Annotated in this window: 25 protein-coding genes, 1 pseudogene and 1 riboswitch; of the genes and pseudogenes, 17 read left to right on the forward strand and 9 right to left on the reverse strand. The window is 59.6% G+C overall.

What is annotated here, in order from left to right; translation table 11 throughout:
• Positions 1 to 48 precede the first annotated feature (48 nt).
• The 4 genes from Q7C20_RS18730 to Q7C20_RS18745 all read left to right on the forward strand — a co-directional run bounded on the left by Q7C20_RS18730 (position 49) and on the right by Q7C20_RS18745 (position 4,205).
• Positions 49 to 348, forward strand: a complete 300-nt coding sequence (locus tag Q7C20_RS18730) for a DUF3144 domain-containing protein (RefSeq protein WP_348058167.1) — start codon at positions 49 to 51, stop codon at positions 346 to 348.
• Between the two features lie 1,621 nt (positions 349 to 1,969).
• Positions 1,970 to 2,662, forward strand: coding sequence for a methyl-accepting chemotaxis protein (locus Q7C20_RS18735; RefSeq protein WP_375069420.1), 693 nt, complete (start codon positions 1,970 to 1,972; stop codon positions 2,660 to 2,662).
• A 326-nt stretch (positions 2,663 to 2,988) separates the two neighbouring features.
• The gene (locus Q7C20_RS18740; RefSeq protein ID WP_375069374.1) at positions 2,989 to 3,615 is read left to right on the forward strand and encodes a glutathione S-transferase family protein; all 627 of its coding nucleotides are present in this window, start codon (positions 2,989 to 2,991) and stop codon (positions 3,613 to 3,615) included.
• Between the two features lie 116 nt (positions 3,616 to 3,731).
• On the forward strand, positions 3,732 to 4,205 hold the full coding sequence (locus tag Q7C20_RS18745) for a GNAT family N-acetyltransferase (protein WP_348062411.1): 474 nt from the start codon (positions 3,732 to 3,734) through the stop codon (positions 4,203 to 4,205).
• A 93-nt stretch (positions 4,206 to 4,298) separates the two neighbouring features.
• On the opposite strand, the gene Q7C20_RS18750 is transcribed toward Q7C20_RS18745, so the two are convergent.
• Positions 4,299 to 4,661 (reverse strand): hypothetical protein, encoded by a 363-nt coding sequence (locus Q7C20_RS18750; protein ID WP_348062410.1) that lies wholly within the window; start codon positions 4,659 to 4,661, stop codon positions 4,299 to 4,301.
• Between the two features lie 168 nt (positions 4,662 to 4,829).
• On the opposite strand from Q7C20_RS18750, the gene Q7C20_RS18755 reads away from it, so the two are divergent.
• Positions 4,830 to 4,967: a hypothetical protein gene (locus Q7C20_RS18755; RefSeq protein ID WP_375069422.1), complete on the forward strand. Its 138-nt coding sequence runs from the start codon at positions 4,830 to 4,832 to the stop codon at positions 4,965 to 4,967.
• 87 nt (positions 4,968 to 5,054) lie between these two features.
• On the opposite strand, the pseudogene Q7C20_RS18760 reads toward Q7C20_RS18755, so the two are convergent.
• Positions 5,055 to 5,338, reverse strand: a pseudogene (locus tag Q7C20_RS18760) (hypothetical protein); the annotation flags it as partial.
• A 144-nt stretch (positions 5,339 to 5,482) separates the two neighbouring features.
• On the opposite strand from Q7C20_RS18760, the gene Q7C20_RS18765 reads away from it, so the two are divergent.
• A complete protein-coding gene (locus Q7C20_RS18765; RefSeq protein WP_348062408.1) occupies positions 5,483 to 5,755 on the forward strand; it encodes a ribbon-helix-helix domain-containing protein in 273 nt (90 codons plus the stop codon).
• Positions 5,755 to 6,030, forward strand: coding sequence for a type II toxin-antitoxin system RelE/ParE family toxin (locus Q7C20_RS18770; protein ID WP_375069377.1), 276 nt, complete (start codon positions 5,755 to 5,757; stop codon positions 6,028 to 6,030). Before Q7C20_RS18765 ends, Q7C20_RS18770 begins: the two co-directional genes overlap by 1 nt.
• Before the next feature lie 576 nt (positions 6,031 to 6,606).
• Here Q7C20_RS18770 and Q7C20_RS18775 read toward each other — a convergent pair.
• The 3 genes from Q7C20_RS18775 to Q7C20_RS18785 form a co-directional block, all read right to left on the reverse strand.
• Positions 6,607 to 6,888, reverse strand: coding sequence for a hypothetical protein (locus Q7C20_RS18775; protein WP_375069379.1), 282 nt, complete (start codon positions 6,886 to 6,888; stop codon positions 6,607 to 6,609).
• A 208-nt stretch (positions 6,889 to 7,096) separates the two neighbouring features.
• Positions 7,097 to 7,507 (reverse strand): ASCH domain-containing protein, encoded by a 411-nt coding sequence (locus Q7C20_RS18780; RefSeq protein WP_375069381.1) that lies wholly within the window; start codon positions 7,505 to 7,507, stop codon positions 7,097 to 7,099.
• A gap of 278 nt (positions 7,508 to 7,785) precedes the next feature.
• Positions 7,786 to 8,265 carry a DUF6882 domain-containing protein gene (locus Q7C20_RS18785; RefSeq protein ID WP_375069382.1) on the reverse strand — a complete coding sequence of 160 codons (480 nt, stop codon included), beginning with the start codon at positions 8,263 to 8,265 and terminating at the stop codon, positions 7,786 to 7,788.
• A 268-nt stretch (positions 8,266 to 8,533) separates the two neighbouring features.
• Between Q7C20_RS18785 and Q7C20_RS18790 the strand changes: the two genes are divergently transcribed.
• Entirely contained in the window at positions 8,534 to 8,767 is a 234-nt protein-coding gene (locus tag Q7C20_RS18790) for a hypothetical protein (RefSeq protein ID WP_375069384.1), read from the forward strand.
• A gap of 3 nt (positions 8,768 to 8,770) precedes the next feature.
• On the opposite strand, the gene Q7C20_RS18795 is transcribed toward Q7C20_RS18790, so the two are convergent.
• Positions 8,771 to 9,010, reverse strand: a complete 240-nt coding sequence (locus Q7C20_RS18795) for a DUF6124 family protein (RefSeq protein ID WP_375069386.1) — start codon at positions 9,008 to 9,010, stop codon at positions 8,771 to 8,773.
• Between the two features lie 446 nt (positions 9,011 to 9,456).
• Here Q7C20_RS18795 and Q7C20_RS18800 point away from each other — a divergent pair, with 446 nt between their 5' ends.
• The 6 genes from Q7C20_RS18800 (at position 9,457) to Q7C20_RS18825 (ending at position 13,229) form a co-directional block, all read left to right on the forward strand.
• Positions 9,457 to 10,029 carry a nucleotidyltransferase family protein gene (locus tag Q7C20_RS18800; protein ID WP_375069388.1) on the forward strand — a complete coding sequence of 191 codons (573 nt, stop codon included), beginning with the start codon at positions 9,457 to 9,459 and terminating at the stop codon, positions 10,027 to 10,029.
• A 96-nt stretch (positions 10,030 to 10,125) separates the two neighbouring features.
• The gene (locus tag Q7C20_RS18805) at positions 10,126 to 10,566 is read left to right on the forward strand and encodes a TspO/MBR family protein (RefSeq protein WP_375069390.1); all 441 of its coding nucleotides are present in this window, start codon (positions 10,126 to 10,128) and stop codon (positions 10,564 to 10,566) included.
• On the forward strand, positions 10,566 to 11,534 hold the full coding sequence (locus Q7C20_RS18810) for an alpha/beta hydrolase fold domain-containing protein (RefSeq protein ID WP_375069391.1): 969 nt from the start codon (positions 10,566 to 10,568) through the stop codon (positions 11,532 to 11,534). Before Q7C20_RS18805 ends, Q7C20_RS18810 begins: the two co-directional genes overlap by 1 nt.
• A 435-nt stretch (positions 11,535 to 11,969) precedes the next feature.
• Positions 11,970 to 12,446 (forward strand): DUF1203 domain-containing protein, encoded by a 477-nt coding sequence (locus Q7C20_RS18815; protein WP_375069393.1) that lies wholly within the window; start codon positions 11,970 to 11,972, stop codon positions 12,444 to 12,446.
• Positions 12,447 to 12,510: 64 nt separating this feature from the next.
• On the forward strand, positions 12,511 to 12,735 hold the full coding sequence (locus Q7C20_RS18820; protein WP_375069394.1) for a hypothetical protein: 225 nt from the start codon (positions 12,511 to 12,513) through the stop codon (positions 12,733 to 12,735).
• Positions 12,732 to 13,229, forward strand: coding sequence for a GNAT family N-acetyltransferase (locus Q7C20_RS18825; protein WP_375069395.1), 498 nt, complete (start codon positions 12,732 to 12,734; stop codon positions 13,227 to 13,229). Before Q7C20_RS18820 ends, Q7C20_RS18825 begins: the two co-directional genes overlap by 4 nt.
• A 235-nt stretch (positions 13,230 to 13,464) precedes the next feature.
• Here the strand turns inward: Q7C20_RS18825 and Q7C20_RS18830 are convergent, their stop codons facing one another.
• From Q7C20_RS18830 to Q7C20_RS18840, 3 genes are read right to left on the reverse strand one after another with little or no spacing between them, the layout of a single operon-like run.
• On the reverse strand, positions 13,465 to 14,229 hold the full coding sequence (locus Q7C20_RS18830) for an ABC transporter ATP-binding protein (protein ID WP_375069397.1): 765 nt from the start codon (positions 14,227 to 14,229) through the stop codon (positions 13,465 to 13,467).
• Positions 14,226 to 15,230 carry a FecCD family ABC transporter permease gene (locus Q7C20_RS18835; protein ID WP_375069399.1) on the reverse strand — a complete coding sequence of 335 codons (1,005 nt, stop codon included), beginning with the start codon at positions 15,228 to 15,230 and terminating at the stop codon, positions 14,226 to 14,228. Before Q7C20_RS18835 ends, Q7C20_RS18830 begins: the two co-directional genes overlap by 4 nt.
• Entirely contained in the window at positions 15,227 to 16,237 is a 1,011-nt protein-coding gene (locus Q7C20_RS18840) for an ABC transporter substrate-binding protein (protein ID WP_375069401.1), read from the reverse strand. The genes Q7C20_RS18835 and Q7C20_RS18840 overlap by 4 nt, the downstream gene beginning before the upstream one ends.
• Positions 16,238 to 16,348: 111 nt before the next feature.
• Positions 16,349 to 16,543, reverse strand: a riboswitch (cobalamin riboswitch).
• A gap of 118 nt (positions 16,544 to 16,661) precedes the next feature.
• On the opposite strand from Q7C20_RS18840, the gene Q7C20_RS18845 reads away from it, so the two are divergent.
• From Q7C20_RS18845 to Q7C20_RS18855, 3 genes are read left to right on the forward strand one after another with little or no spacing between them, the layout of a single operon-like run.
• Positions 16,662 to 17,096: a hypothetical protein gene (locus tag Q7C20_RS18845; protein WP_375069403.1), complete on the forward strand. Its 435-nt coding sequence runs from the start codon at positions 16,662 to 16,664 to the stop codon at positions 17,094 to 17,096.
• Complete coding sequence (locus tag Q7C20_RS18850) at positions 17,093 to 18,571, forward strand: RAD55 family ATPase (protein ID WP_375069405.1); 1,479 nt, start codon at positions 17,093 to 17,095, stop codon at positions 18,569 to 18,571. Before Q7C20_RS18845 ends, Q7C20_RS18850 begins: the two co-directional genes overlap by 4 nt.
• Before the next feature lie 9 nt (positions 18,572 to 18,580).
• The gene (locus Q7C20_RS18855; protein WP_375069407.1) at positions 18,581 to 19,597 is read left to right on the forward strand and encodes a sensor histidine kinase; all 1,017 of its coding nucleotides are present in this window, start codon (positions 18,581 to 18,583) and stop codon (positions 19,595 to 19,597) included.
• Positions 19,598 to 19,805: the final 208 nt, after the last annotated feature.

Raw genomic sequence — 19,805 nt, forward strand, 5'->3', positions numbered from 1 at the left:
GGATATGCTCCAATGGCCGCCATCATTTGTTCATCCGGAACCTTCATCATGGCCGACACCACCGACCAAGCCTTTTACGACCGGGCCGACGCCCATATCGAGCTGTCGAACGAGCAGCTTAAAACCTGTGAAAACCTCGGCGAGGTCAGCGCCTCGATGATGTTTGGCACCACGCGTTTTAACGCCTGGGCCAGTGCGCGCAACTTCAAGTCCGGCGCTGAAATGGCCGATGCGCGGGAGGCGATGTTGAAGTATTTCTGCGATCAGTACCGGATGATGCTGGAGGACAATCTGGATGATCACATCAATAATTTCAGTCAGTACATGCTTGTGAAAACAGCTGGCTGATCGTTGCACGGAGCGGTTAAGTAGGTCACCGCTCCGAAGGGTTACAGCGTGGGTAGTCGTAACTGAGTGCTTTCGCCCCATTTTCGGGCACGCAATGCCTCTATTTGAACGTGAAGCCGCCTATTTCGTGGTCTGCTGGCAGCGGCCCGTATCTTGCTAGAGCCAGGCTAATCAATGACATGGCATTTTGCCGTTATTCATTTCAAGGCTTCACCCACGCGTGCACCGTGTGGGTTGTTTTAGGGAGTGGTCGGCCATGCACAGTCTTTTATCACCCGGTATCCGTCTGCTCGGACGGTTCGGTTTCGCGCGCAAATTCCAGATCCTGTTTTTCCTGTTCATGCTGCCGCTGGCCGGGAGCCTGTGGATGATCGGCCAGGACTACCGCGAAAAATTAGCGGTGATTTCCAGCGAGCAGTCCGGCGTTCGCCAACTGCTGTCTCTGGACACGCTGGATGGCCAATTGACCGCGCAACGCAATTTGGCCGCGCGCTGGAAGGCCCTGGACATCTTGCACACGCCAACGCCAGCGGCTAAGGCGGCGATGGACAAGGTCGACGCCGCAAGCCCGGCAATTACCCAAAGCCTGCAAGCCTTGGGCGATGCGCTGAAAAAACAGAACGCCAGCGCCGAAACCCTGGCGCGTTTCGAGGCGTTGCAGGCCACGGTCAAGGGCATGGACACCCAGTCTCTGCGCACAGTGGGCTGGTGGCCGGACGGTTACGACCGCTTCACCGCTGCGCTGACCGCGATGCAAACGTTGCGCGAGCAGATCACTCAGGACGCCGGGCTAATTCTCGACCCTTGGCTGGAAACCTATTTGCTGATGCAGATTTCCACCCAGCACGCGCCAGACCTGATCGAGCGCATCGGCCGCACGGCGAGCGTCGGTGAGTCGTCCATCGCGTCGGGGCAGTTCACCCTGCAAAGTCGCCTGCAGATGCGTGACCTGCGTAGCCGTATCGGCGACGCGCGCGACCAGTTGGTCAAGGCCGCCGCCTCGCTCAAGACCAAGCGCTACGCGGGGCTTGAGCCTTGGACGGCGCAGTACGAGAGCAGCCTGCAATTGCTCGACAGCGAGCTTAAAGCCCTGGACGACGGTGTGTTTGGCGGCACCATCAAGCTCGACACCACAGGCTTCGACCGCAGTATCGACAGCGTGCTCGGCGCCTTGGGTGCATTGCGCAGCCAGTCGCTGACGTCGCTGGATGAGCGCCTGGGCTACTACCGCGACCGCTCGCTCAAGCAGTTCATCCCGGTGGTGGCGACATTCAGCCTGCTGGCGCTGGCCGCGTTGTACCTGTTCATCTGCCTGCAAGCTTCGATTCGCCGCAGTGCCAGCGGCATCACCACGCTTGCCGAGTCCCTGCGCGACGGTAACCTGTGTGTCGAAGTGGCGGTGGAAGGCCGCGATGAACTCGCCGCCATCAGCACCGCGCTCAACGTTGCGGTGGTGCAGTTGCGCACCAGCCTTTTGGGCGTGAATCACGAAACCCAGCAGCTCGGCTCGACGGTGCTGACCCTCAACTCGCAGTCGGGCAGCACCCTCACCGAAGTCGAAGATCAGCAACAACAAATCAGCCAGATTGCCGCCGCCGCGACGCAATTGGCAGCCACGTCGATGGGCGTCGCCAGAAGTTGTGAGCAAGCCTCAGACAGCGCCCAGCACACCCGGCAAATTGCCGAAGACAGCAGCCGCGACAGCCAACGCACCACGGCCAGCATCCAGCAACTTAATCAGCGCCTGACTGACACCGCCAACGCGCTGGAACAAGTCAGCCAGCAAGGGCAGCAGATTCAGTCGGTGGTCGACACCATTCGCGGCATCGCCGAACAGACCAATCTGCTGGCGCTGAACGCCGCCATCGAAGCCGCCCGCGCGGGCGAGCAGGGCCGTGGTTTTGCCGTGGTAGCCGATGAAGTGCGCAGCCTGTCGCAACGCACCCAAGCCTCGACAGCTCAGATCGCCGGCACCGTGGACAGCCTGCGCGCCACCGTGAGCCAGGCCGTGAGCCTGATGGGCGCTGCGTGCGACCAGGCGCTGACCGATGCCGAATCCGTCACCGGCCTGGGCACCCGCCTGGGCGAGATTGCCGGCGCGGTGCAAAACGTCACCGATACCCTCGCGCAAATTGCCGCTGCGGTAGAAGAGCAAGCCGCTACTGCGGACGAAGTCAGCGGCAATATCCAGCAAGTCGACCAAGCCGCAGGCCGCCTGCTCGAAGGCGCCCGCGCCGTAAACCAGGCCGCCGACACCCTCAGCAAAGGCAGCCGCGCCCTGAGCGACAACACCGCCCGCTTCCGGCTGGCTTGACCAGGTTCTTTTGGCTAGTCGGCTAGTTGGCTAGTTGTGGCGAGCGGGCTTGCTTTGGCAAGTGGGCTTGTTGTGGCGAGCGGGCTTGCCCCGCGTTGGGCTGCGAAGCAGCCCCATCAGGGCCACCGCGATCTTTCAGTTATATCGGGGTGGCAGGTTTGGGGCCGCTTCGCAGCCCAACGCGGGGCAAGCCCGCTCGCCACAACAAGCCCACTCGCCACGACAGGCCAACCCCCGTTCTCAAACACCTGCAACTTCCGGGCACTCCACCGCCCGCGCGCAGTCTGCTGATATACCTTCAACGCTCGACCCACGGAGCTGCCCCCATGATCACTGTCCACCACCTCAACAACTCCCGCTCACAGCGCATCCTCTGGCTGCTCGAAGAACTCGGCCTGCCTTACGACATAAAACGCTATCAGCGCGACCCGAAAACCAACCTCGCCCCACCCGAACTCAAAGCCATCAACCCGCTGGGCAAGTCGCCCGTCATTGAGGACGGCTCGCTGGTATTGATCGAGTCCGCCGCGATCATCGACTACCTTATCCGCCGCCACGGCCAGGGCCGTCTGCAGCCCGACCCTGCCACCGCCGCCTACGACAAATACGTGCAATGGCTGCACTTCGCCGAAGGCTCGGCCATGCTGCCGCTGATGCTCAACCTGTACGTTGGCCGCCTGGGTGAAGCAGGCGCGCCGTTGCATCCGCGTATCGAGTCGGAAATCGCCAACTACCTTGGCTATTTGAACGACGTGCTGGCGGATACGCCCTACCTGCTGGGTGACGAGTTGAGCGGCGCCGATATCCAGCTGAGCTTCATCGGCGAAATCGCCGGGGCGCAAGGCAAGTTGCAGGCGTATCCAAACCTCGCCGCCTGGGTGCACCGCTTCCAGGCTCGCCCGGCTTACCGCAAAGCAGTGGAGCAGGGCGGCGAATACGCGTTCGCAAAATAAGTCGAAGCACGCAAAAGGAGGCAGGCGACGTTGCCTGTCTTCTTTGCGGGTGCCGATGACAAAGTACCTCCACACTTTTATGCTCTCCTGACTTTTCATCCTTCAGGAAACCACCTGTGGCCGCTCCCTCTCCTGGACAACCGTCGACACCTCACTGTTTGCGCAAAGCCGTCATCACCGACCTGCCGTTGATTTACCGAGGTGAGCGCGAATACATCCAGCGCTGGGAACCCAGTCATGAGGACGGCTGGCTGCGTCAGTCCGAACGGCACCTTGCCAATTGGGTGGAACACTTTGACCGCCTGGTGATTGCCAGCGTCGACGGGCAATTTGCAGGTTATTGCCTATGGAAGCCTGAGGACGGCCGCGCGCTGCTCTGTACGATTGGCGTGAGTGAGCAGTACCGCTGCAGAGGGCTGGGCGCCGCCTTGTTGAAGGCCTACACAGATGAAGCCCGGCAAGCAGGATTTTCTCGTTTGACGTTGAGCGTGCGCGAAGACAACCCGGCCAAACGTCTCTACCAAAAAGCCGGTTTTCTGCAAACCGGCGCGGACGCCAATGGCTACCTGAGATTTGAATTGGGCACTTAATCCCAGCCACACCGCAAATCCACTGTGGGAGCGGGCTTGCCTGCGATGAAGCCCTTCCAGACAGCCCACAATAACGTGGAAAAACGCACCTTTTCAGCGCGACGCTTGTGCCAAACGCGCTCGCCAATCGCCGCCGTGCCTGGCCGTGCATTCCTCTTCCGAGTCGAAGCGAATGCAGCTTCCCATCGGCACGGGGGCCACTTCGGCGTCGAGGAGCGCAGCGCTGGTCAACTCGCGCATGCGTTCGCCGGCGCCGGCTGCCAGGGCGTGTTCCTTGTTGGCGAGGGTGTCGAACACCCATATCACCCGCAAGCTTCGGGCAAAGTTGGCGTAGTCGACAGTGTGCGTCAGCCAGTCGAAGCCCGGTATTTCGGTTTTTGCGGTCTCGCAGGCTTCAGTGAGGGCAACGACCAGGCGGCGCTCGAGGCGGGCATTGTCGCGTTGGGTAGACGGCATCAAGGGCTCCTTGGGTTTATGTAAGTTAGGTATCTATCGTTGCTCAGAGCGTGGGCGCCATCTATTCGGCGATCATCAGTCGCCGTTGACGCAGTTGTTGTTTGATTTGCGGGTAGCGATTAAAAAGTGATGTTTTGACCCGTAAGCGTTTTTTAACAGGGAGCCACGATGATTGACCTGAAGCAGGACGCCTTAACGATCGCACACTTCAATCAACAGTTTGATGCGTTGGTCGGCCGACCCAAAGAGGCGGTGCGTGCAGCGTTCAGTAACGACGGCGCGTACTGGTTGGAGATATGGGTATAGAACAGCCGCCCAGGTTCATTGCCGTACTTCGGGTTGACGTGGCCGGTACTCTCGCCTCGACCACCTGCGCGCAAGCGCTGGCCATTATAGGCGCACCTTATCGTTAATCGCCTTGCCCTGTTTCTGGAACTGCTGCTGATGCTTGTTCTTGGCGCTGCTGGACAGCTTGATGAGAATGCGGTCGTGTAGATCCACGAGTTCATCGGTCACCGTCGCAGCGAGCGGTTCTGGTGAATGTGCCGGTCGAGCCCTTCGGGCAGGGCCACCAGTTGGAAGATCTTCAGCCGTTCGATGTGCTCCATCATGTGCCGAGAGTTTGGTTTCAGCGGTGACTCGCGTAGCCAGGTCAACCTTGACGACGCATGATTATTCACTATGATTAACTTTAAATAGAAATGATGAAGATCAGCGCAGAGTAAATCACCATGTATCAACCTACGAACCATTCCGGCCATCCCGTTGCAGGATCCGGCGACATCCAATTCAAGAAGTAACGGTCAGGAGTAACCCTCATCATGGCAACCACCGCGAAAACCCGATCTGTCACGGCTCACGTCCCTGAACAACTGGCCCAAAAGGTCGATTTGATGGCAGAGCGTCTGGAGCGCTCCAAAAACTGGATCGTCAAACAGGCTCTGTCCGCCTGGATAGACCAGGAAGAAGAGCGGAGTCGCCTGACCCGTGAGGCCTTGGCCGATGTTGACGCTGGCCGCGTTATTGACCACAAAGCTGTCCAGGCCTGGGCTGATAGCCTCAGCACCGACACTCCGTTGACGGTGCCGCGCTGATGGAATTGAAGTGGACAAGCAAGGCGCTTTCCGACATTACCCGACTGTACGAGTTTCTGGCCTCGGTGAATCAGCCTGCCGCTGCAGGAACAGTGCAGCAACTCACCGCTGCACCTACCACGCTGCTGACCAACCCGCGCATTGGCGAACGCCTGGAAGAGTTCGATCCAAGGAATGTGCGCCGAATTCAGATCGGCCAATACGAGATGCGTTACGAGATAGTGGATTCGACTATCTACCTGCTGCGCCTGTGGCACACCCGTGAAGACCGATAGCTTGGCAGGACTGGGGCCTGAACCGGCCTCTGTCATTTGCAGATAGCGAAAGCCCGTGGCTAAGCCGAGGGCTTCCGCTGGTTGCAGTTAGTTTGAGCCAGAAGTACCGTTGAATGCGAGCCCGCTACACTTAGCTAGCTCGTACGACCGCCATTTTTATAGTGATCCCAAATCCATTGAGGGGTGTCATCTCCTGGTGGCTTCGGAGTGCAAGTGGGCGGCGCGACGGCAGGCTGCTATTCACACCTGATGTTGTTGCGGTTGGGTGAGGCGTCAAGAGCGCCGTCGGCGTTACGGTCGAGACCCGGTCCGGGCCTTGGCAGCTGATACCAAACGCATGGCTGCGGCGAGTAACTTGCCGCAGGTGTTTGCGCAGATGACCGTTTGGGACGCCGAAGGGTTGGTGGGACGTCATTGTGCCGCGATGGGGCAATGGCTGGCGGTGCCGCATAATGAGTTGCTGAGGCTGGGGTCAGTGGGATAAGGAGACGGTGGTCTTGCTCTTATTCATTAAAAAAATCATAGTGATGAGTTTCAAGGCTGGGCGGGCCAGGCGTTGTTTGATTTCCTGAATAGTCATGGCGCTGAGGTCTGTGAATCGACTGTCCCCGAGCTTTTTTGAATCGAGTCGCGTACCCGTTGCCACTCATTCCAGCAGTCCTCGGCCACGATATCCGGATAGCCACGCTGCTCTTCCATCGCCAGTGCAGTGCTGAAAGTCAGCGTCATACAGGTGGCTTGGTCCCGGATGTCACACACTTCAACTTCTGTGAGGGGCGCGCCCTTTTTGTGCTCGGCTGCGGTGAGCACGGCCACAAGGGCCGGTACGAACACCAGGCAGAGTGGTTCGGTAGACATCGACTTTCTCCCTGAATGATTGGGGTAAATGGAGAGGGCACCCGCCCTGCAGGCGTTAACCAAAGCGCCAGTGTAAACGTGCTGATCTTCTCTTACGCGGGTTCTGGCAACCGCTCGCTCTCTGCGTATGAAAGCGCCTTGGCAATCGCGTCTCTTTGATTAATTTTTAACGGGTTCAAATGGCGTGAGGTGGTCTGAATCTCGACTCTTATAATATTTCCGTCAGCTCAAATTCTTCTGCCACAAGTTCCATCGCCTCGTCGAACGAGCCTTCTCTTTGGAAAAAGTCTCTATGGCCTTGCTTCCAGTAGCTGAGGCTGAGATCCCCTTCGCCTTCCTTCTTTGCAAAATCATAATCCACGTCGCAATAACGAATTATGCGTAATGAAATAACTCTGATCACACACACGGGTTCACGTTTGCTGTTGAGGATGATGCTGTAACTGCCAAGAGTGGGGGACTCATGGTCGTGTTTGAAAGACGAAAGTGAGCTACAGCTGGCTGTTTTTATTCCTTTAGCAATAAGTTCGGCCAGTTCATCTGCCATTTCTGGAGAGTCCCCGAATTGCAATGCAATGGCTTCGGGGTACTTGATCTTTAAGTTATCAATCGTGGTCATCAATAAATCCTTATAAATCATGTCGCTGACTGCAGCGCTTATGTTCCCATTTTTAACGGCGACGAACATTTCTGCTGCATAGATGTTATCGATAGCTCAAATACAAGCTGATGGCATGAAACGCCGACGGCACTGAACGTTCCGTTGCTTGAGGGGGATTTTGAGGATATGGCTCTACAGGCCACAACAGTCTTGGTTGAAAAGCTGATGTGAGTAGTTCCGGAAAGGTCTTTTTTCGCCGACAGCAGCTCCCTGTGGACTGCTGTCGCCGAAACCGCTCAGTGGTTTATGCGCTTCAGATGAGTGATGGCTAGAAAAATAGTTGGCCCATCAGGTGGCGTTGGTGCTCGATAGCAACCCAGCGCATTCAGGTGGTGCACCGCGACAGCGGCCAACTCCCACGCCATCCCCTCATCTTCGAGGGCGATCGCCTCTTCAGCGCCAAAGCATTCAGCGCCCGAAAGGGTCTGCAGTTGCTTGAGCGGCAGTGCTTTTTCACGAAGCGCAGATGGCACCGTGGGGTTGCTCCAGGCCCACATCCAACTGGAACGCTTGGGTGCGAACGAGCCGATGTTGAGGATCTGCGCTTCGACTGACAACCGGTCGTTCTCATCGAAGAATTGGAGAGTAGCGGTCTCCTGATCCAGCCACCAGCGAGCCATGTTGCCCAGCCCGTAATCACGATTGAGTTGCTCTTGCTTGTTCCTCAAGGCCGACATGGCTGTTTCCAGGAGGCTTTCAAAGGTTTGTTCCAGCATCGGTTCGTCCTTGGCTCTCTATTAAGACTTTTAGCGAATGTTTTTCCTGAGGCAGAGTCACTCATTCTCTCTAGTGAAGCAATCGCGGTGAAACAACGTTGATAGTGTTTTACAAGCGGCCGGAAGTAGCCGCTTTTGACTGATTGCCGCCTGCTGCAACTGCCCGCAACAACCCAAAACCAACCCCTTACCACCCAAACAGGTCTACCATGCCACCCCGGCAATGGTTCTACGCACCACCGCCCTCCATTTTTTCAAGGTACCGCCAATGTCCATCGACCAAATCTCCCTCCCTAAAGGCGTAGGCCCTCACTCCATCAAGCTGCTCGACGCCATCACCGGTGCTTCCACCCACGAAGAACTCAACCGCGCTGGCGGCAAGGCCGAGGGTTTTGTGTTGGGGCTGGAAGCGTCCAAGGCCATCAAAAGCCAAATCGCCGAGTCGTTGTATGTGGCTTACGACGACGCGGCGAGCAATCGCGCTAGTGAATTGAAGGGCTAGTCATCAGCCAGGGCAGGGTGCTTCGCGGTCGAGGAGTTTGGCCGTGAGGAGCACGCCCAGTTCGCTCAGTTGATGAATGGCGAGCGCGATGTCGCGGTGTTTGCCGCTCAGGTCTTCGGACAGGTCAAGCAGCAGGGTGCTGACCGAGGTGAAGGTTTCGTAGCTGTTGGTGATCAGGGTTTCGGTGCTGGCGTTCTGGATGACGCAGAAGAGGGTGCTTGAATCCGGCGTGACGTTAGACATGTTTGAATTCCTGTTTAGGGCTACCCCCTTTAGCTACTAAACATAAGGGTGGCAGCTGTGCGCAGGTTAGTAGACCGGGGAACTCAAACAAAAGCCGGCGCGCCCGAAGACGCCCTGCGCACAGCCACCGTCAAGCACAGACAATAACGCCTGATTGATTGAGCTCGTGCACATCGTTTGAATATACCTTCAGGCTACTAAACCCGATCACTGAACAATTCAGCGACCGAGCAACCTTAGAGAAGGCCACCCCCGCGCACAAGCCGGCGGATTCTGACGTACGCGTAGGCAAAGGAGCAAGGCAGCGACGCTTTGTTGCGCACTTCCCGGCAAGTTCCTACAGGCAATGTCCTCCCCTCGTAAAAAATCGCCGCCCTTCACAAAAGCCTTTCTCGCGTTGTTATAAAGTTGGCCCTTGGATCTGCCTCGATCATCAAGGACCCGCCATGACATTGACCGTCAACACCCTGCTCGAACTGGCCATGGCCAACCCCATTAACGCTGAAATCACCGCGCGCCTGCCAGCCCTCGGCGTGGACCAGTGCATGCTCACGGCAGGCTGTCTGTTTCAGGCGGTGTGGAACCATCAGTCGAATTTGCCTGCCGACCAGGGGGTAAAGGACTACGACGTCTTTTATTTTGATACCGACCTGTCCTACGAGGCGGAGGACAAGGTCATTCGTGCGGCCGAGGCGTTGTTTGAGGATTTGGGCGTAAACGTTGAGGTGAAGAATCAGGCGCGGGTTCATCTTTGGTATGTCCAGCGGTTTGGCCGGCCCTATCCGCAGTTGCACACGGCCAGGCAGGGCGTGGATCGCTATCTGGTGGCGGGCACGTGCATCGGGTTGGAGATTGAGACGGGCGAGGTGTATGCGCCGTATGGGTTGGAGGATGTGGCGCAAGGGGTGTTGCGGATTAATCCGCATCATCGGGAGCCAGAGTTGTTTGCGGCGAAGGCCCGCAGTTATCAGGCGCGGTGGCCCTGGCTCAGGATCGTGACGCCGGATCAGGCTTTTTGAAAAGCTGTCAGCACAGTTGCTCCGAGCGTGGATCGCAGTGAACTTTTACCCGCGTGTTGGGCGTCCAAGTTGGAAATGATCAGCAAAGGACAGACGATGACCTTCTTTATTTTCCTGCTAGCCTGCGCCGCCGCCGCGAGCACCGGCATTATTTTCAAGCCGGGTGCGTGGTATGAGTCCCTGGTAAAACCTAGCTTTACGCCGCCCAATTGGTTGTTCCCGGTGGCGTGGACGATCATTTATTTGCTGCTTGCCTGGGCCGGTTACCGGTTGAGCCTGATACCGGGCAGCCAGATCGTGCTGGCGCTGTGGGCGGCGCAGATTGCGTTGAATACGCTGTGGACGCCGGTGTTCTTCGGCGCGCATCGCCTGTTCGCGGGGATGGTGGTGATCTCGCTGCTGTGGGTAACAGTGGCGACCATGGTGGTGCTGGCCGTGCGCCTGGATTTGATCACGGGTTTGATGCTGTTTCCGTATCTGGTGTGGCTGAGTGTGGCGGCGGCGTTGAATTTTTCGATTTTGCGGAATAACCGTTGATGGCCCATAAAACCTGGCCTGCCAGCGAGCCTGAGCTGGAGCAGATGCGCGCATTCAATAAAAAACTCGCGTGGATGCCGCGTTTTAAAATTCGCAACCGCGTCACGCCGCGCTTGATTCAGGCGCTGCTGCGCGTCCGTCAAAAGGTCAGAAAACAACACCCGGCGCAAACCCGGCTGGTCAGCGTGGGCGGCGTGCAAGTGCCCGTGCGTATCCTGCGGCCAGAGGGTGAAGCCAAGGGCGTGGTGCTGGATATCCACGGCGGCGGCTGGGTGGTTGGCAATGCGCAAATGGACGATGACCTGAACCTGGGCATGGTGCGCGCTTGCGACGTGGTGGTGGTGTCGGTGGATTATCGGCTGGCGGTGGATACGCCGGTTGAGGGGTTGATGGAGGACTGTTTGGCGGCTGCGCGTTGGTTGCTGAGTGAGCCCGAGTTTGCGCAGTTGCCGGTGATTGTCGTCGGTGAGTCGGCAGGCGGGCACCTGGCGGCGGCGACGTTGCTGGCGCTGAAACAATGGCCTGAATTGCTCGCACGGGCGAGCGGGGCGGTGCTGTATTACGGCGTTTACGATTTGACCGGCACGCCCAGCGTGCGTACGGCAGGGCCGGACACTCTGGTACTGGACGGGCCTGGGATGGTTGAGGCACTGCGCATGCTGACGCCGGGGTTGAGTGATGAAGCGCGTCAGCAGGCGCCGTTGTCGCCGTTGTACGGTGATTTTACGGGGCTGCCGCCGGCGCTGATGTTTGTGGGGGCGCTGGACCCGTTGAAGGATGACACGCTGCTGCTGGCTGAGCGGTGGCCGTCGGCGCAAGCGCATTTGCTGCCGGAGGCTGCTCATGGGTTTATCCATTTTCCGGTGGCGATGGGCGCGGAGGTGTTGCGGTATGGCCATGATTGGATCACGCAGCAGATCGATGCTTTTTATGCGGGTGGGAAGTCCTCGCAGGATTTTGGGAGGTAGCCCCAAACGCACAGCACGTCAGCCCGTAGATTTCTTCCGTGTGGTCAATGAATGTTCGTGGCAGCAGCCCCCCTTTTTAGCGGGCCGCTTGCCACCACTCTAAATACCAGCCCTTTTCAGGTCTTTGGACATCGGCGGTATATGGCTGATACCAGCCCGTTAAGGTCGAATACTGCCCCTGTGGCGAGCGGGCTTGCCCCGCGTTGGGCTGCGAAGCAGCCCCATAACCAGCGACCGAGGCGCATCTGACTCACCGCATTCCTCCTTTCAGGGTCGCTTCGCAACCCAACGCGGGGCAAGCCCGCTCGCCACAGAGTGCTTATCGCCTGTTCTATCTGACGACCTTGAAGCTATTTAAATTTCGTCGCAAGAACCGGATAGTCACCGATGCCAAGGTTGCTGCCTGATAGGCACTTACCTCAAGAGGCACTCCTCATGAACTTGCGCATCACCGGCCTCGCCCCGGACCCTTTCCGCCCACTGTTTGGCCTGCCCGATGCTGAACTCGCCGCGCGTGGCATCAGGCGTTATCGCGTCGACTGTAAGCCAGGCTTTCCTGATCGTATAGAAATGAAGGACGCCGAGGTGGGCGAAACGGTGTTGCTGCTCAACCATGTGTGCCAGCCTGCTGACACGCCGTACCGCGCGTCCCACGCGATTTTCATTCGGGAGTGGGCAACACAGGCCTACGATGCGGTAAATGAGGTGCCTGAGGTCATGCGCGTGCGGTTGCTGTCGCTGCGGGCGTTTTCGCAAGAGGGCATGATGCTGGACGCGGAGGTGGTGGAGGGGCGGGTGATGGAGCCTGTGATTGAGCGGATGCTGGCTGATCCGCAGGTCAGTTACCTTCATGTGCACAATGCGAAGCAAGGGTGTTATTCGGGGCGGGTGGATCGGGCTTGGGGGAGTTGAACTTAAAAGCTGATTATTGAGTCGGGTTGATCAGGTGTTCTACTTTCATCACAAGGACTTCACCATGCGCGAATTCACTCTGCATTACCGGTTCAATGGCCAGCCCCGCACCCAGGTGTTTGAGCTCAAGCAGTCTGAATTGGCCGTGCATGAGGCCGCGATGCATCTGCTGGCGCTGCATTTTGGTGACGCCGAAAACGGCTTGATCATGCCCCCACCGGATGCGATGCCGGAGGCGGTGCTTGCGCAGGCAGAAGTGGTGGGTATTACCGAGGTGAAGGTTATATGAGCGTGCGGCCTGTGATTCGGGCGGCCACTGGCGCCGATATTCCTGACGTGTTGACCTTTGTCTTGCAGGCCCGTGCCGAGCTTTTTCCGAAGCTCAGCGCCGCTGGAATGCCGGATGATTTAGCGCGTTTTGAGGCGGTCTATCTTGGGGGTGGCGGGAAATTTCTCGTCGTCTGTGATGAGGATCAGATCGTCGCGGCTGTCGGTTATTTGCCGTATGACGGGCGATTTTCCCAGCTTGATTACCAGGGTCGAAAGACGGTGGAAGTGGTGCGGCTGTTTGTGCTCCCGCCGTTTCGTCGTTCGGGTTTGGCGGGTGAGTTGTATCGTGCGCTGGAGGGAATGGCGCGGGCGGATGGGGTTGAGGTGATGTACCTGCACACTCATCCATTTCTGCCTGGGGCGGTTGATTTCTGGGTTCGGCAGGGGTTCGATATTGCCGACATCGAAGCTGATCCGGTGTGGCGGACGACCCATATGCAGCGGGTGCTGTAGGTTCCCAAGGTGTATCAGACACTTCGTAGTGGCTGGTTCTGGGGCTGCTACGCAGCCCAACGCGGGACAAGCCCGCTCGCCACAGAGAGATTCGCCAGCCTCTAAAAGTTATGTAGATGCCTATGCTGCGATAGCGGTGGGTCAGGCAATATTTTTTCGGCAGTGCGGCCGTCTTCGCAGGCAAGCCAGCTCCCACATTTGAGCTATGGTGTTTTGGAAGTCTGTGGTCAGGCCGTTAGTTGGGGCGCAGCCGCAGTATTTGCGCGCCGTCGAACGGGTCTGTCAGGTAGTGCGCCTGCACGCCGAAGGTGTCTTGCAACCTCTGCGGTGTCAGCACTTCCAGCGGTTTGCCCAGCGCGACTAATTGCCCGCGATCGAGCACGGCCAAACGATCGCAGGTGAGCGCCTGATTCAGGTCGTGCAGGGCAATCAGGGTGGTCACGGGCAGCGCTTGCACGCCTTTCAAAATGCCCAATTGATGCTGAATATCCAAGTGATTAGTCGGCTCATCCAGCAGTAAAATCTGCGGCCGTTGCGCCAGCGCGCGGGCGATGTGGACGCGTTGGCGTTCGCCGCCGGAGAGGCTGCGCCAGGCCCGCTGGCTCAGGTGGGTGGCGTCGACGTCATGCAAGGCTTGACGCACGATGGCGTCGTCTTCGCCTGACCACGGGCTCAGCGCCGACAACCACGGTGTGCGGCCCAACGCGACGGCGTCGAACACGCGAATGGCGTCGTCGGTATCCGCCTGTTGTTCCACAACCGCGAGTTGTTGCGCGATAGCACGGCGGGACAAATCACCCAGGCGCCGCCCCCCCAACCGCACTTCGCCGGATGCGGGCGCGCGCAACCCGGCGAGCAACTTGAGCAGGGTGGATTTGCCCGAGCCGTTCGGCCCGACAATCCCCAAGGTCTCGCCCGGTTCAATGTCCAGGTGAACATCGCGCAGCAATTCAGCCTCACGCACTTTGAAGCCCAGCCCGCGGCAACTCAGCACACTCATCGCGCATTCCTCCGGCCAATCAGGATCAGCGCAAACACCGGTGCACCGACCAGTGCGGTCACCACACCGACCGGAATCACCTGGCCCTTGATCAGCGTGCGCGACAGCACATCCGCCGCAATCAAGAACAGCGCGCCGCCCAACGCACTGGCGGGCAACAGGCGCGAATGCCCGGTGCCCAGCAGCAGGCGCACGGCATGCGGAATCACCAGCCCGACAAAGCCGATAGAGCCGACAATCGACACCATCACCGCCGTCACCAGCGCCGCGCAACCCACCAGCACGAACTGCACGCGGCGCACCGGAATGCCCAGGGACGCCGCCGAGTCGGTGCCGAAGGTAAACGCATCCAGCGCGCGACGGTGCCACAGGCACACCGCCAACCCCGCCACAGCCACCGGCACCGCCAGCCATACCGACGGCCAGCGCACGCCGCTGAGGTTGCCCAGCAGCCAGAACATGATGCCGCGCGCCTGCTCGGAACTGGCCGACTTGGTGATCAGGAACGCGGTCAGCGCGTTGAACAGCTGCGAACCGGCGATGCCCGCGAGGATGACCTGGCCGGTGCCGCTGGTGGAGCCGCTGGCCCGCGCCAGCAAAATCACCAAGGCGAACGCGGCCATGGCGCCGACAAACGCACCCGCCGACAGCGAAACCAAACCGCCGCCCACGCCGATCAGCGCTACTAACACCGCGCCGGTCGAAGCGCCGGCGCTGATGCCCAGCAGGTACGGATCCGCCAACGGATTACGCAACAACGACTGCAGGATCACCCCGCACGTCGCCAACCCGGCCCCGCACGCGGCGGCGACCAGGGCGCGGGTCAGGCGGTAGTTCCACACCACGCCTTCGTCGATCGGGTCGAGCACATACCCGGCGGCCCAGAGTTTGTTGGCGAGCACTTGCAGCACCACCTGTGGCGAGATGGCGGTTTCGCCGATAGCGACGCCGGCGAGGACGGCCGCCAGCAGCAGCGCGAGGGCGAGTAGGCTGCGCATCATTTAGGCAGGTCGTAGCCGTCGATGGCCGTGGCCAGTTGTTCGAGGCCGTCAAACATGCGGATGCTGGCCTGCAACGCGAGGGCGTCGAGGATGATGATGCGATTGTGTTTGACGGCGTCCATGTTGCGGGTCACTGGGTCGCTGCGCAGGAAGGCGAGTTTCTTTTCATGGTCGTCGGCCGGGTAGCGGCGACGGTCCATGCGTGCGATGACGAGGAAGGTAGGGTTGGCCTTGGCGATGGTTTCCCAGCCGACGGCGGGCCACTCTTCATCCGACTGCACCACGTTGTGCAGGCCGAGGGTTTCGAGCATGAATTGCGGAATGCCCTTATGGCCCGCCACGTACGGGTCGCTGGCCATCTCGGAACTGGAGAACCACACCAGTGCGCTGGCCTGTTTTAGGCCTTTGCTGTGCACGGTGGCGACGGAGTTGGCCAGGCGCGCCTTGAGTTCGTCGTTCAGTTGCTGGCCGCGACCCTGTACGTCGAAAATCTCGGCCAGTTGGCTGATGCTCTTGTAGATCGTCGAGATGCGAAACGGCTCCAGCCGGGTGCCGTCGGCGCCGACCAGGTTGTCCTTGCCTTCGCAGTCGGAGGGCAGCAAATAGGTGGGGATTTTCAGCTCGTGGAACTGCTCGCGTGTGCCCACTACGCCTTGCGGGCCCACCACCCATTCCAGCTCGGCGGCCACCAGTTGCGGGCGCTTGGCGATGACGGCTTCGAAGCTGGGCTCGTTATCAGCCAGGCGCGCGATGTTGTCGTTCTGCGCCTTGAATTGGGGCAGCACGCTGTTGAACCACAGCGAGGTGCCGACCACCTTGTCGGCCACGCCCAGTGCGTAGAGCATTTCAGTGGCGGCCTGGCCGATGGTGACGCTTCGCGCTGGCGCTGCCGGGAAGGTCAACGTGCTGCCACAGTTCTGCACGGTCAGCGGGTAGTGAGTCGGGGCCGCGTGGGCCAGGGCACAGAAGCCCAGGCCGGTGAGCAGGGCGGTAACGCGTGGCAGCATGGGGAAATCTCCGTGGACCGTACGTGAAGCTGGGGAGGTACGGTTGGGAAATCCACCCTCAAACACTGCGATTGTGGCAGGCGAGGACGTCCTTCCCGGACACCCCGCCGGTTAGTGAGTTACTGGGCCGGCAGGTCTCCTGACTGATGCGTCGTCGCCGCGCTCCGGCCTTCCCGAGCAAGGCTCAGTGGCGTGTTGGAGCAGGCTCAGCACCTACAGTTGCGGGGGCAGTTTCGATTGACGTCGCGGGCGGCGTTTCGAATTCCCTATTAGTCCCGTTTGGGAACCGGCGCGGTATGGTAGTCGATCGGGCCGGGCAGGGGGAGCCTCATAGGCCCGCAAACCAGCTGCTTCAGCCTGCGGGGTCTCTATCTGCTGATATAGGGTGTAGGCTAAGGGACTGTTCATCAGATATTAGTCAGTCATGCCCACGCTTAGCGAAGAGAGCCGCCGGATCGTAGCTTCTCTGGCGCACCGTGTTGGTCCGCACGCTGACACTGCAAGCATCGCCGAGGCGATTGTGTCGATTTTGCAGGATATGGGCGCTGCACTTGCCCCCATCATCGGCCAGCAGGGCGTTGCCGCGCTGTACCGCCGCAGCCTCCATTTGTGCGTCTCTAACCATCCACGCCTGGCCCGCACCTATGACAGTGTGCTGGCCAAGATGGACCTGATGGCCCTCAAATCCGTACTCGTGGAGCAAAACCAAACCGATGCGCTGTTCTTCGGTGAGGCGTTGCTGACGACCCTCTACGAGCTACTGACCACGCTGATCGGGCCCTCACTCACCGCGCGTTTGCTTGCTGACGTGTGGCTGCCTTCTTCGAGCGACACCTCTTCGCAGGAAATTTCGCCATGAGCACCAAAGTGACTATCAACCGTCTGGCCACGGGCGTGCCAGGACTGGACGAGGTCCTGGGCGGTGGCTTGCCGGAGTTGTCGTTCAACCTGATCGCCGGCCCGCCTGGCTGCGGCAAAACTACCCTCGCGCATCAAATGATGTTTGCCCTGGCGACGCCGGAGCGTCCGGCGCTGTTCTTTACCGTGCTCGGTGAGCCGCCCCTGAAAATGCTGCGCTATCAGCAGCAATTCGATTTCTTCGACAGTGAGACGATCAACCATTCAGTTCGCTATATCAACCTGGCCAGCGACACACTGGCAGGCGACCTGGATGAGGTATTGCGGCGCATTGTCAGTGAGGTGGAGAAATATTCACCGGCGCTGGTGTTTGTCGACTCGTTCCGCTCCGTGGTGCTGGCCAGCCAGACTCAGGACAACCCCAACAACAACTTGCCGCAGTTCGTTCAGCAACTGGGCATGTTGATGACCACCTGGCAGGCGACCACCTTCCTGATCGGCGAATATTTCACCGAAACCGACACCAACCCGATTTTCACCGTGGCCGACGGTTTGATCTGGCTGCGCCAAAGCGTCGAGCGCAACTCGATGGTGCGCAAGATGGAAATCATGAAGATGCGTGGCCAGCCAACATTGCCGGGCCTGCACACCTTCCGTATTGCCACCTCGGGCATTGAGGTATTCCCGCCGGCTGCGCGCGACCCGTCGGTTGAATCGCCGCCGACGTTCCCGATCAAACGGCTGAAAATGGGCGTGCCGAAACTCGATGAGATGCTCGGCGGCGGCCTGCCTCGGGGCTATTCGTTGCTGGTGGCCGGGCCTTCGGGTTCGGGCAAAAGCATTTTGGCGTCGACCTTTTTGGCCGAAGGCGCGCGCAATGGGGAAACCGGGGTGATTGCGGTGTTTGAGCAACGCCCCAACCATTCGCAAAGCCCTCAATTGGCGACGTTGATCAAGAACGATCAGGTGGGCTTGGTGGACAGCCGCGCGCCGGACCTGTCCATCGATGAAATTGTGCAATTGCTGCTCAGCGAAATCAGCCGCTTGAAGGCGACGCGTGTGGTGATTGATTCGCTGTCGGGCTTTGAACTGGCGCTTGCGCCGACCTTTCGCGCAGATTTTCGCGAGTCGCTGTCGCGCATGGTCACCGCGCTGACCGGGGCCGGGGTCAGCGTATTGATGACCTCGGAGCTGGAAGACCGCTACACCGACCTGCGTTTCAGCCCTTATGGCACCGCCTTTTTGACCGACGCGATCATCGTGCAGCGCTATATCGAGGTCGAGAGCCGTCTGCTGCGCATTATGGCGGTGGTCAAGGTGCGCGCCAGCGCCCACTCCGACGAGCTGCGCCAGTACCACATCGACGACAACGGCCTGCACATTCGCGACATGCTGCCCGAGCAGGAGGGGTTGTTGGGTGGTCGGCCTACCAGGCAGGTGCCCGCCATTGCAGTGACAGGAGATAAACATGTATGAGCCTGACTCATGAGTGAAAACGGCGGCAAGAATGAGCGTGCGCTGAACACTGCGGCCCACGAACTCTTCCTGCTTGGCCAAAAAACCGTTGAAGCCCGCGCCGTATTGGCCGCCCTGCAACAGCAACTCACGGATGCCAGCGATCGTCTGGTGGACACTCAGCACATCGAGGAAGTGATCGAGGCCAATCAGCAACTGGTGCTGGCGATGCTTTTGGCGCAATCCGACGTGGCAGCGCCTCCGCGTCTGGAGGAACAACGCTTGTACCAGGAGCTGCGCGAAGCGAATGCGCAGTTGGTCATCGCTGCGCTCAGCGCCCAAGACCTGCAGGCCACGGCTGAAAGTGCGCTGGGCCAGCAGAGAAGCATCCTGGCGATGGTGGCGCACGAGCTGCGTAACCCGTTGACGCCGATCAGCATGATCGCCGAACGCATGGTTCGGCTGCCGAGCGACCAGCTACCGCGGATGCGCGAGCTGATCGAGGGGCAAGTGCAGCATATTTCGCAGTTGGTCGATGACCTGTTGGACGTGTCCCGCGTGAGTACGGGCAAGCTGCGGATCAACTGCCGTGACGTCGACATGCTGCAAATCCTGAGGGACGCGATTGATGCCTGTAGCCCGGTAATGCACGCCAAACAGCAGCATTTCTCGGCGCAGTTGCCGGAGGGTGTGGTGATGGTCAGCGGTGACCCCATTCGCCTCGCGCAGATTCTGCATAACCTATTGGCCAACTCTGCCAAGTACACCCAAGTGGCGGGCAGCATTGAGTTGTCTGCAAAGGTTGAGGCGCAGACGTTGAAGATCAGCATCTGCGACAACGGCATTGGCGTATCGGCTAAATCGCTGCCGTACATCTTCGACCCGTATGTGCAAGACGACCATGCCATCGGGTTTAACGGCTCGGGGCTTGGGATTGGCTTGACCGTGGTTCGCGAACTGGTCGAAGCCCATGGCGGCAAAGTAACCGCCACCAGCGAGGGCCATGGGAAGGGGAGTGAGTTTGTGGTGAGGCTGCCGCTGTTGTGACCTGCAGGATTACTCTGCTGAGCAGCTTTCCTGTGGTGAGCAGGCTGTCTCTGTGGCAGCCGGACTTCCTGTAGCAGCCGGGCTTCCTGTGGCGAGCGGGCTTGCTGTGGCGAGCGGGCTTGCCCCGCGTTGGGCTGCGAAGCGGCCCCTTCAAGGCCACCGCGCTCGTTCAGACAGACCGCATTGTCAGGTTCTGGGGCCGCTCCGC

This window comes from Pseudomonas sp. AMR01 (assembly GCF_041946035.1).
Classification (GTDB): Bacteria; Pseudomonadota; Gammaproteobacteria; order Pseudomonadales; family Pseudomonadaceae; genus Aquipseudomonas; species Aquipseudomonas antarctica_B.